This window comes from Mesorhizobium sp. M7A.F.Ca.AU.002.02.1.1 (genome assembly GCF_003998535.1).
Lineage (GTDB): Bacteria > Pseudomonadota > Alphaproteobacteria > Rhizobiales > Rhizobiaceae > Mesorhizobium > Mesorhizobium ciceri.
Genome location: NZ_RZPB01000139.1, coordinates 1 through 10591 on the forward strand (window position 1 = coordinate 1; position 10591 = coordinate 10591).

At 60.4% G+C, this 10591-nt stretch carries 11 protein-coding genes; 6 read left to right on the plus strand and 5 right to left on the minus strand.

Going from position 1 to position 10591, the window contains the following annotated elements; genetic code table 11:
• On the plus strand, nt 1–475 hold a 475-nt coding region (locus EN879_RS11460; RefSeq protein ID WP_164774378.1), incomplete at its 5' end, for a TatD family hydrolase.
• Between the two features lie 3 nt (nt 476–478).
• Nucleotides 479–1306, plus strand: a complete 828-nt coding sequence (locus tag EN879_RS11465; protein WP_013531573.1) for an MBL fold metallo-hydrolase — start codon at nt 479–481, stop codon at nt 1304–1306.
• Nucleotides 1307–1310: 4 nt separating this feature from the next.
• On the opposite strand, the gene EN879_RS11470 is transcribed toward EN879_RS11465, so the two are convergent.
• Nucleotides 1311–2072, minus strand: coding sequence for a GNAT family N-acetyltransferase (locus tag EN879_RS11470; protein ID WP_013531572.1), 762 nt, complete (start codon nt 2070–2072; stop codon nt 1311–1313).
• Between the two features lie 301 nt (nt 2073–2373).
• Entirely contained in the window at nt 2374–2856 is a 483-nt protein-coding gene (locus tag EN879_RS11475; protein WP_027161647.1) for a RidA family protein, read from the minus strand.
• A gap of 192 nt (nt 2857–3048) precedes the next feature.
• Here EN879_RS11475 and EN879_RS11480 point away from each other — a divergent pair, with 192 nt between their 5' ends.
• The 3 genes from EN879_RS11480 (at nt 3049) to EN879_RS11490 (ending at nt 5213) form a co-directional block, all read left to right on the plus strand.
• On the plus strand, nt 3049–3744 hold the full coding sequence (locus tag EN879_RS11480; RefSeq protein WP_013531570.1) for a TetR/AcrR family transcriptional regulator C-terminal domain-containing protein: 696 nt from the start codon (nt 3049–3051) through the stop codon (nt 3742–3744).
• Nucleotides 3745–4051: 307 nt separating this feature from the next.
• Nucleotides 4052–5023, plus strand: coding sequence for an SDR family oxidoreductase (locus EN879_RS11485; RefSeq protein WP_024505521.1), 972 nt, complete (start codon nt 4052–4054; stop codon nt 5021–5023).
• 40 nt (nt 5024–5063) lie between these two features.
• On the plus strand, nt 5064–5213 hold the full coding sequence (locus EN879_RS11490) for a hypothetical protein (protein WP_013531568.1): 150 nt from the start codon (nt 5064–5066) through the stop codon (nt 5211–5213).
• Nucleotides 5214–5272: 59 nt separating this feature from the next.
• On the opposite strand, the gene EN879_RS11495 is transcribed toward EN879_RS11490, so the two are convergent.
• Nucleotides 5273–5779 carry a ferritin-like domain-containing protein gene (locus EN879_RS11495; RefSeq protein ID WP_013531567.1) on the minus strand — a complete coding sequence of 169 codons (507 nt, stop codon included), beginning with the start codon at nt 5777–5779 and terminating at the stop codon, nt 5273–5275.
• 234 nt (nt 5780–6013) lie between these two features.
• On the opposite strand from EN879_RS11495, the gene EN879_RS11500 reads away from it, so the two are divergent.
• Complete coding sequence (locus EN879_RS11500) at nt 6014–7723, plus strand: HAD family hydrolase (protein WP_063168016.1); 1710 nt, start codon at nt 6014–6016, stop codon at nt 7721–7723.
• Between the two features lie 46 nt (nt 7724–7769).
• Here EN879_RS11500 and EN879_RS11505 read toward each other — a convergent pair whose 3' ends face one another.
• Together EN879_RS11505 and EN879_RS11510 are read right to left on the minus strand one after the other, a co-directional pair.
• Nucleotides 7770–8231, minus strand: a complete 462-nt coding sequence (locus tag EN879_RS11505) for a RidA family protein (RefSeq protein ID WP_063168017.1) — start codon at nt 8229–8231, stop codon at nt 7770–7772.
• 23 nt (nt 8232–8254) lie between these two features.
• Nucleotides 8255–10534 (minus strand): xanthine dehydrogenase family protein molybdopterin-binding subunit, encoded by a 2280-nt coding sequence (locus tag EN879_RS11510; RefSeq protein ID WP_063168018.1) that lies wholly within the window; start codon nt 10532–10534, stop codon nt 8255–8257.
• Nucleotides 10535–10591 lie beyond the last annotated feature (57 nt).

A 10591-nucleotide genomic window follows, 5' to 3' on the forward strand; every position in this document is an offset into this window, starting at 1 on the left:
GGCGCAAGGCTTTCGCAACCACATCGCCGCCGCCCGTGAAACGGGGCTGCCGCTGGTCATCCATTCGCGCGATGCCGATGCCGACATGGCTGATATTCTCGAGGACGAAACAGGGAAGGGCGCCTTCCCCTTCATCCTGCATTGCTTTTCTTCCGGGCGCCGGCTTGCCGAGGTGGGCGTCGCTCTCGGTGGCTACGTGTCGTTCTCGGGCATCCTGACCTTCAAGAATTCAGCTGAGTTGCGTGCCATTGCCGCCGATGTCCCGCATGCCCGATTGCTGGTCGAAACCGATGCGCCCTATCTGGCGCCCGTGCCGTTTCGCGGCAAACGCAACGAGCCCGCCTATGTCGCCCATACCGCCAAAGTGCTGGCCGAAACGATCGGGGTAAGCGAAGCTGAAATCGCCGATCTGACCACAGATAATTTCTTCCGGCTGTTCGGCAAGATGCCGCGGCCTGCAGAGCAAAGTGCCTGAACGATGACTGACCGGCTGCGCCTCACCATTCTCGGCTGCGGCTCGTCCCCAGGTACGCCGCGCATCACCGGCGATTGGGGCAATTGCGACCCCGACAACCCCAGGAACCGGCGCACCCGTGCCGCCGCGCTCGTCGAGCGGATTGCGGCGAACGGCAGCCGAACGACTGTCGTCATCGACACGGGGCCGGATTTTCGGCAGCAGATGCTGCTGGCCGGCGTCAAACGTGTCGATGCGGTCGTCTATACCCACCCGCATGCCGACCATATCCATGGCATCGACGATCTGCGCGGTTTCGTCCTCGATCAGCGCCAGCTCATCGACGTCCATGCCGACAGGGCGACGATGCTTCGGCTGCGGGAAGCGTTCGGATACTGTTTCGAGACGCCGCAAGGCAGTTCCTATCCGCCGATCGTCAGGCCGCATCTCATCGACCACACCAGGCCGGTGGTCGTCGAAGGAGAGGGGGGTACCCTCACCCTCGAGCCGCTGCCGCAGATCCACGGCGACATCGTATCGCTCGGTTTCCGCATTGGCGGTCTCGCCTATTGCCCCGACATCAGCGACTTTCCGGAACCCACCGCCGAACGGCTGGGCGACCTCGACGTGCTGATCATCGACGCGCTGCAGTACCGGACGCATCCAAGTCATCTGTCACTTGGCGAAGCGCTTGAATGGATCCAGCGGCTGGCGCCGATACATGCGGTGCTGACACATATGCACGTGCCGCTCGACTACGTCTCGGTGATGGCCGAGACACCAGCCAATGTCGAACCCGCCTATGACGGCATGGTTATAGAAATCCCTTATGAATCAGCACGATGCGAATAGAGCTTCATGAGGGCTTTCGGCTCCTTGGTGCAAATATCAGCAGCGTTCCGATCCGCTCGTAGCCCATCCGGGGATAAAGCAGCGCCCCGGCATGGGTTGCTGCCAGCACCGAGTACCTTGACCCGCGCGCGCGATCGTCGTGCAACATTTTCGATATCAAAGCCTGACCAATGCCGCGACGCCGGTGCGACGGCTCGACATACATGCTCGAACACCAGGTGGCTCCCACGGCATCCAGGCTGCGAACGCGCCCAACGATGTCGGCGCCGTCGATTGCCACATACTGGCGGAACGGCGCGGTGTCGCCGAGCAAATCGTCTGGGATCGGCTGCCTGCGGATGATCTTTCCCAACTGTGCCGCCCGTTCGGCCGTCTGCACGCGTTCGACCGAAGCAACCGATGGCGGGTTCGGAATCCGGTGCAATCGGTGGACGAAAAAGCCTTCGGTCCGCAGCAGCCGGTAGCCGAGAGCTTTGTAGGCGGTTCGTGTCGGCCCGTCCGGATCGTCGTTCGCGATCACAACGGAAATGGCAAAGCCCGGCCGCGCATGCTGCCGCACGACGGCATCGGTCTCTTGAGCGGCGACGTCATGGACGACCCATTCTTCGCCGCGGTAATCGCGAGGATTCTTGCGTTCGGCATCGCGCATCAGCCACAATGGTCCAACGCGGCTGGCCTCGTAAGGAAAGGTGCGGCTCCTATCAGCGCTGAAGCCATGCACGAACACTTCGATTGCCGCTTCGATCTCGCTGTTTGCCATCTTCATTTCAACAGCCTAGCGTTGGCGATCCGCTCAAGGCAATACGCCACAATCGGCTCAAGCCTATGAGAATCAGCGGCAATTTACAGTTCTTGGCCCATGCGTTAGTTCCATAATCTATCTTATGCGACTTTTGGATACGGCGAGCGGCATGGATGCGGCGGTCCCCGACTTCACTTTCCAGTTCCCTTGGAGGCTTCAGCCTGGAAACACGTGAGGCTTGGAAACATCCGCTCGATATTGTGAGCGCGCAGCCGTCGGCAGCGCGCTCGACTCTTTGTTCGAACGATCGGGTCAATCGGAGCGACTATTCCAGAATAACGGTGGCCTCCACCTCGAAAAGCATGGGATCGATTGCAAGCTTGGGAACGGGAACCAGAGTCTGCGCCGGCAGCGCCTCGCCGAACATGTCCTTGACGTTCCTGGTCAACACCTCGAGCTTGGACATGTCGTGGTCGACCACGAAGACCGTGAGCTTCGCCACCTGATCCGGCTTGGCGCCGATGCCCTCAAGCGCAGCATGCAAATTTGCGTAGGCCTGCTTCACCTGGACGGCGAAATCCGGTGACAAGGTTCCTGTGCTGTCTTGGCCGCCCTGCCCGGAGATGTAGGCGATCCGAGCTCCGAGCGGTGCGATTACGGCGGTGCTGTAGCCATTCGGCGACGGGTCGTAGAGTGCCTGTGGATTGACAATAGTCAGCTTGAACTCGTTCGCCGGCGACGCAGTGGGGACTGCAATGGTCATGATGATTAGCCCTCCGATAAGCAGATGCTTGATTGCGCGTGACATGGTTTTTCGCTTGGCTCCGCAGCCTGCGAGCAACCTACCCTGGCGCCTGCAGATTGAACTTTAACCTAATCGCTACGTGAATCGTGCGATGTACGAGTCATCGTATGGTACGTCGTACGAGTCAATCGCTCAAGATCGACATTTGTCGCGTTGCCGGTCAAAATCGATGTTCTGAAAAAGCGAGGACGACGGATGGTAGCCAAACGCAGCGGCGCCCGGAGCAAAGGGGATCAACGGATAAGCGTGTCGCTCCAGCCCGTGCAGCAAGCGAGCACCGAGCCGCCGCTGTCTCGAGAGCGTATCGTGGCGACCGCGGTGGAACTGCTGGACGCCCAGGGCATAGACGGATTGACAATGCGTCGGCTGGCCGATCGCCTCGGCTCGGGTGTGATGAGTCTATATTGGCACGTCGACAACAAGGAGGATGTCTTTGATCTAGCAGTCGATTCGGTGCTCGAACATCGCGGATCGCCTGAAACAGGTGAGTCTCCGGACTGGCGCGGAGACGTCGTTCATATGCTCGAAGACTGGCGCGCCAGAATGTTGCGCCATCCTTGGTCGGCATCGCTGTTGCCGCGCCGGGCGCTCGGTCGGAACATTCTCGGTCGCCTGGAAATGCTGAGCAAGACCTTGTCCAGAGCCGGTGTTGCGGACGCGGATCTGAACGCCGCGATATGGTCGCTCTGGAACTATGTGATGGGCGCCACCCTCACCCGGGCAAGCTTCGATCTCTCGGAAGAAGACAGGGCAGCCGCACAGCAGCGTCTTACACATCTCAGCGAACACTACCCGACAATCGAACGCTCTCGTCTGCTGTTGGACAACGATTGGGATGGCGCCTTCCGAAGAGGCCTCGACTTCCTGCTCGACGGCCTCTCGCCAAGATAGAATTCCGGCGCTCCGCCCGGAGCAGACCGGATGGCGCTGCTTTGCGCACGCGACGCAAGAGCTTCCCAGTCCACATCATCACGTTTGGCTCGCCGCCAAGGCGGCGCAGGCAGCGGGCAAGCCCCAGATGCTCGATCCCATCGCGGCGGTGGCTGGTGCGGCTGCATTGCAGCTGAATTGTTGCAGTTGGCGATGTCGTCGCCACGCATTGCCAACCGCTGGTCGGAATCCTCTCTGCAGTCGATCTTTTGCGCAAAACCTTTTTGGCCGACATGCGTTGTTTTCTCTCCAAGCCAAGGAGACGATCATGCAGATGAAGTCGGAAATAGCCGGTGAAGCGGCCAAGCAGCGCCATATCCAACGTGGCATCGATGCCAAGGACAAATCGAAAGGCGATGGGAAGCTTCAAGGCGCCATGCAGGCTGGCGCCCGCGAATATCCCGAGCCCCCCTTCCCTGAGCAACATCAGCCCAAACCGGGACATGAATGGGCCATAGAGCCGGCGCCGCTGTACGATGCGCCTTACTATCTCGGATCGAAAAAACTCAACCAAAAGGTAGCGCTCATCACGGGCGGCGATTCGGGCATCGGCCGCTCGGTGGCGGTGTTGTTCGCCCGCGAGGGCGCCGACGTCGCGATCGTCTATCTGGCCGAGGACAAGGACGCTGAAGAGACCAAATCCGCGGTGGAAAAGGAGGGACGACGCTGCCTCCTGGTCAAGGCCGATGTCAGCGAACGCAGCCACTGCCACAAGGCGGTCATGGAGACCGTTGAAAAATTCGGCCGCATCGACGTGCTGGTCAACAATGCTGCGTTCCAGATCCATTCCAGCGACTTCGGCGAGCTCACCGAAGAACATTTCGACACGACGTTGAAGACCAATCTTTACGGCTATTTTCATATGGCGCAGGAAGCGGTGCCGCACATGAAACCCGGTTCGGCGATCATCAACACCGGTTCGGTAACCGGTATCGACGGTTCAAAACAGCTGGTCGACTATTCGATGACCAAGGGCGGCATTCATGCTTTCACGCGGGCCCTGTCGGGCAATCTCATCGGCAAGGGCATAAGGGTGAATGCGGTAGCACCGGGTCCGGTGTGGACGCCGCTCAATCCGTCGGACAAGGAAGCTGACGACGTCTCGAAATTCGGCGCCGACACGCCAATGAAACGACCAGCGCAACCGGAAGAGCTCGCGCCGGCCTATGTGTTCCTCGCTTCGCCGCATTGCTCGAGCTACATCACCGGCGAAATCTTGCCCGTCGTCGGAGGGTACTGAGGATGGCCGAAACGAAGTCCGCAACGAAGGAGTAGGATGGATGGGCCGTCTGCTTTTCATGGTGGCGTTCGCTTGTGTAGCGTATCGCATCTACACGGAAACCGCAGGGTCTGCTCGGCATGTGCCGCAGGATGACGGTGAGGCGCTGCGCAAGCAATCAGCGGCACTGGGCGTCGACCCGTCTCGCTGACGGGATGGAACCTACCGGCAATCCGGCCGGCCGAGTTACCAGCCGGCCGGATTGCAGCCTTATTCGGCTGCCTGCAGGTTGATCTTGCTTTCCGCCATTTCGGTGAGCTTGCGATCTGTCGCCTGTTCTTCCTTGAGATTCTTGGCCAGCACATTGGCGCAGTCGGTGCGGCCAAGCTGCTTGGCCCAGGCGATGAGCGTGCCGTAGCGCGTCATCTCGTAGTGTTCGACGGCCTGCGCCGAAGCAATCAGCGCCGCGTCGAGAACCTCCTTGTCATCGACGTCACCGCTCACATCGTCGGCCTCCTCGAGAATGCCGTCGATTGCCGGACAGTTGACCTCCTTGGCCTTGACGCCATGCAACTCAAACACCTGTTCGACGCGCTCGACATGGCCTCTCGTCTGATCGAGGTGCTTTTCAAATCCGGCTTTCAATTGCGGGTCGGTTGCCTTGTCGATCATCTTCGGCAGCGCTTTCTCGATCTGCTTTTCGGCGTAATAGATGTCGCGCAGCGTGTGCACGAAGAGATCGTCGAGTGTCTTTATGTCCTTCGAAAAGAAGCCCATGGCCTTACCTTTCATTGCGCTTGGTGTGGATTTCGGCGACGGGGTTTGCGCCGCCAACAAAGACCGGGACGGTTCCCGGCTTCTCTGGTCAACGTGCCGGCACCGAAGGAGTTCCTGATTTCCGAGGGCGGACCGTTCCCCCTTCTCCAAGACCTCGATCCGGTCGGCGGGGAGCCTTTGTCTCGATCACACGTTCTAGCCGCAGAGCAATCGGAACCGAGAAGGGTTGGCGGAATGTATTTCATTGCATTGGCGACTGACTATGACGGCACGCTGGCTCATGATGGGGTCGTCGCCAAGAAAACGCTCACTGCGCTTGAGCGGTTCAAGAAAAGCGGCCGCAAGCTGGTTCTCGTCACCGGGCGTGAACTGCCCGATCTCAAGGGCGTCTTTCCCGAGCTTAGCCTCTTCGACAAGGTCGTCGCTGAGAATGGCGCGATGATCTACACGCCGGCCAGCGAGGAAGAGCGGGTGATCGCCCCGCCGCCCGAGCCCAAATTCGTCGCCAGGTTGAAGAGGCAGGGCGTCAAGCCGCTTTCGGTCGGACGATCGATCGTCGCGACCTGGGAACCGCATCAAGCGACCGTGCTTGAGGTCATCAAGAAGATGGGTCTCGAACTGGAAATCATCTTCAACAAGGGCGCGGTGATGATCCTGCCGAGCGGCATCAACAAAGCCACCGGGCTCGCCGCGGCCCTTCAGGACCTTCGACTTTCGCCGCACAACGTCGTCGGCGTCGGCGACGCCGAGAACGATCATGCGTTCCTGCAAGCCTGTGGCTGCAGCGTCGCCGTCGACAATGCAATTCCGGCGGTCAAGGATACAGCCAACCTGATCATGCCTGGCGCCCGAGGCAAAGGCGTGGAGCAACTGATCGCAAAGCTGATAAAGCGTGATCACGCGATAGTGCCGAAGCGCCATGACGGCATCGTTCTTGGATCATCTGGCGGCGATGATACCTACCTGTCGCCGAGCGACACGATCCTCATTGCCGGGAGTTCCGGTATCGGTAAATCCACCTTGGCCACCGCGCTGACCGAACGCTTCGTCGAAAGCGGCTTTCAGTTTTGTGTCTTCGATCCCGAAGGCGACTATGATGGCCTCGAAGGCGCCGTTCGCCTGGGAGACGGCTCAAGCGCGCCGACAAAGGCGCAAGTGCTCGATCTGATCGCCAAGGCCGACAGCAACATAGTCGTCAATGGACTGGCCCTGCGGGTCGACGAGAGGCCGGATTTCTTTGCCGACCTGCTGCCTGGCCTCAGCAGTTTCCGCCGGCGCACCGCGAGACCGCACTGGCTCGTGATCGATGAAGCGCATCATCTTCTGCCCAAGCGGCGCGACGATACGCGGGCGGTTCTGTCATTGGAATTGCCTGGCACAATCCTGATCACCGTTCACCCCGAGGCGATCTCGACAGACGCCTTGCGCCTGGTGACAGCCATCATTGCGCTTGGCCCCAAGGCAAAGGACGTCGTGAAGGTCTTCTGCCGTGAAACCGGCATTGAGCCGCCGAAGGTCATCCCCAGCCCGAAAGGTGCGCGCGTGCTGTTCTGGCGGCCGCAGGCAGGCAAAAAAGTCAAGACGGTCAAAGTGGTCGAACCACGTCAGTCACTCAAGCGGCACAGCCGGAAATATGCCGAAGGCCAGCTCGACGAAGCCGGCAGCTTCTATTTCCATGGCCCTGAGAATGCGATGAATCTCAGGGCTCACAATCTGATGATCTTCGCTCAGATCGCCGAGGGCATAGATGACAAGACCTGGGAGTTTCATTTGCGCACCGGCGACTATTCCAAATGGTTTCGACATCAGATCAGGGACAAGGACCTGGCGCGCGAAACCGCCGAGGCGGAAGAGGACAAGACCCTGTCGGCGGAGGAGAGCCGCAAGCGGGTGCTTGATGCCGTGCGCCGCCGTTACACGGCTCCCGCCACAGCCCCGGAGTGACACGCGAGAGCCAAGGCAATCAAGCCAGCGCTGCATGCGAAATTCTTCAGTCAGGCAACGCCGCCACCGCGACAATTTCAACGACGATGTCGGCTTGCGCAAGCGCTGCAACTCCGATCACCTCCGAAGGCGGCGGGTTGTTATAGCTGCAGTGCTTCGGGCAATGCTCGGCAAAGAACTCGTCCAGTACGTCGAGACGAAAATTGGGTGAACTCAGAACGCCGCCATCGGGAAATGGCCCCTTGATGAAGAAGGTCAGCCGGATGAGATAGTCGAGCGCGCTGCCGAGTTCTTCCAGATCTGATTTGATGTTCGCCAGAATTGCACGCCACTGTGCCGCCGCATCGCCAGTGAATCCCCCTCCTCTCTTTCCGGTCGGATCATAATTTTCGGCGGTTGCCGTATTTCCGCAAAGGTAGACAAATCCCTTTGCTCCGGAGACGACCGTGCCTTTTCCCCACGGCATCAACTTTCCGTTTTTGAATTTCTTATGGGTTACGAGTTCCATGCTTCGTCCAGAACTCTTGATCGTCAGCCTATCAAATCGTCTATTCTGATCGGCAGATCGCGAATGCGCTTGCCGGTGGCATGATAGACGGCACTCGCCACGGCAGCAGCCGTTCCGACATTGCCGAGTTCGCCCAAACCCTTGACGCCGGCAGGGTTGACCTGATGGTCGATTTCGGGGACCAGGATAACGTCGACCTGTTTGATGTCGGCGTTGACCGGTACGAGATAGTCCTGCAGGTCGCGGTTGACGTAGCGCGCGTGTCGCTGATCGATTTCCGTCGCCTCGTGCAACGCCTGGCCGATACCCCAGATCATGCCACCCATCAGCTGGCTGCGCGCGGTGCGCGTGTTCATGATGCGCCCGGCGGCGAAGGCCCCGACGATGCGCGGGGCCCGGATTTCGCGTGTATAGCTGTTGATGCGCACTTCGACGAACTCGGCGCCAAAGGCATATTTGACCGAATCTTCGTCGTTCTCTCCACCATGAAATTCCGACTGTCCGGCATAGAGTTTGCTGAGGGCTTCAGGCGAAGAACCCTTCGGCGCAAACTCGGCATATTCCTCGATGGCGCCGACTTGCATAGCCTTGAAGACATCAGCCAGCTTTGCGGATTTGCCGGTCTCGGTGACGACCTCTTCGTCCTTCAAGTCCAGCTTCGCATTGCCCGAACCGGCCAGCGGAGCCCCCCTGCCCGCAGCGGCGGCGAACAGCTTTTCGCGTATCGCGTCGCAGGCTTTCATGACCGCCGAGCAGACACTGGCGGTCGAGATCGATCCGCCCGACACGGGAGCCGGCGGCAAGGCACTGTCGCCCATCTCGACGCTGATCTTGTCCATGCCGATGCCCAGTCTTTCGGCCGCCATCTGGCCGGCAATGGTGCGAACGCCGGTGCCGATTTCATGCGAGCCGCACTGGATCCGAACCTCGCCGTCGGCGGTGAGACGAACCCGGGCCGCGCAGGGCGCGGCGGCAGTCGGATAGATCGCCGTCGCACAGCCCATCCCGACCAGCCAGTCGCCGTCGCGCATCGAGCCGACCTTGGGATCGCGCTTCGACCAGCCAAAGGCCTCCGACGCCTGGTCGTAGCACTTGATGAGTGAGCGGCTGGAAAATGGCTTGCCTCCGATGGGCTCCTTCTCCGGTTCATTGATGCGACGAAACTCGACAGGATCCATGCCGAGGGCCACGGCCATTTCGTCCATGGCGTTTTCCAGCGCGTAGACATAAGGCGTCTCCGGCGGCGATCGCATGTAGCCAGGCGTGTTGCGGTCGGCATGAACCAGCGAAACATGCGTCAGAACGGCGCCGTAATTGTACATGCGCGCGGTGGCGGACGTGCCGCCGACGACATAAGGGTCGGGGCGTGACGTCACCTCCCAGGCCTCATGTCCGAACGCCGTGATGCGGCCGTCCTTGCCGGCGCCCATGCGGATCCGATGCCGCGTTTCGGCGCGATAGGTCTGCGTACCGAAGGCTTGCATGCGATTGACGACGCAACGAACCGGGCGGCCAATGCGTCGCGCCGCGACGGCAACGATAGCGGTGCGTGCCGTCATCGGCCCCTTGGAGCCGAAGGCGCCGCCGATATAGGGACTGACGATCCGCACATTGGCCGGATCGAGCTTCAGCTGGCGTGCCAGTTCCACCTTCCAGCCGGTAACGTTCTGGCTGGGCTCGTGTATGGTCAACTGGTCGCCTTGCCATATTGCGGTGGTCGAAAACAGTTCGATCGGATTGTGATGCTGGGTCGGTGTCGAATATTTTTCGTCGATCTTTACCGTCGCATCCGCCCAGGCGGCATCGAAATCACCGGCCTTCGCATCCTCCTTGAACATAGGGTTTTTGCCGGCAGCCGGCTCCATCTTCACGCCCTTGGAATCAAAGCTGGCGGCGGGCCGTTCGTCCTCATAGTCGGCGCGGATCAACATTGCGGCTTCCTCCGCCGCCTCGAAGGTCTCGGCAACCACCAGAGCGATGATCTGACCGTCGTGAAAAACCGTCTTGTCGTGCAAAGGCCCGATCGAACTTGCGCCGGTGTTGCCGAATTTCGGCGTGTCGGTCTTGTCCATATCGTCATAGGTGACGATGTCCAGCACACCGGGTACGGCCCGGGCGTCTTTCGTGTGAAGTCCCGAAACCTTGCCCCGGGCAATGCTGCTGGTGGCAAGGGCACCGTAGGCGACGTTGGCCGTGACGATGTCGGCGGGATAGCCGGCCTGTCCGGTAACTTTTAGCCGGGCGTCAATGCGGACAACCGGATCGCCCTGGTTTTCCCTGGGGGCGGGTGCAGCTTGGTTCATGGCTCAGCCCTTCATATCCCGGGGTTCGAGCAGCGCCCGCACCAGCGTGCGCTTGCC

What these genes read in the sequence shown, in the direction of transcription:
- EN879_RS11470 (WP_013531572.1), bottom strand. Translation starts at nt 2,072, where the DNA reads ATGAAGATGGCAAACAGCGAGATCGAAGCGGCAATCGAAGTGTTCGTG.
- EN879_RS11495 (WP_013531567.1), bottom strand. Translation starts at nt 5,779, where the DNA reads ATGGGCTTCTTTTCGAAGGACATAAAGACACTCGACGATCTCTTCGTG.
- EN879_RS11485 (WP_024505521.1), top strand. Translation starts at nt 4,052, where the DNA reads ATGCAGATGAAGTCGGAAATAGCCGGTGAAGCGGCCAAGCAGCGCCAT.
- EN879_RS11490 (WP_013531568.1), top strand. Translation starts at nt 5,064, where the DNA reads ATGGGCCGTCTGCTTTTCATGGTGGCGTTCGCTTGTGTAGCGTATCGC.
- EN879_RS11500 (WP_063168016.1), top strand. Translation starts at nt 6,014, where the DNA reads ATGTATTTCATTGCATTGGCGACTGACTATGACGGCACGCTGGCTCAT.
- EN879_RS11480 (WP_013531570.1), top strand. Translation starts at nt 3,049, where the DNA reads ATGGTAGCCAAACGCAGCGGCGCCCGGAGCAAAGGGGATCAACGGATA.
- EN879_RS11465 (WP_013531573.1), top strand. Translation starts at nt 479, where the DNA reads ATGACTGACCGGCTGCGCCTCACCATTCTCGGCTGCGGCTCGTCCCCA.
- EN879_RS11505 (WP_063168017.1), bottom strand. Translation starts at nt 8,231, where the DNA reads ATGGAACTCGTAACCCATAAGAAATTCAAAAACGGAAAGTTGATGCCG.
- EN879_RS11510 (WP_063168018.1), bottom strand. Translation starts at nt 10,534, where the DNA reads ATGAACCAAGCTGCACCCGCCCCCAGGGAAAACCAGGGCGATCCGGTT.
- EN879_RS11475 (WP_027161647.1), bottom strand. Translation starts at nt 2,856, where the DNA reads ATGTCACGCGCAATCAAGCATCTGCTTATCGGAGGGCTAATCATCATG.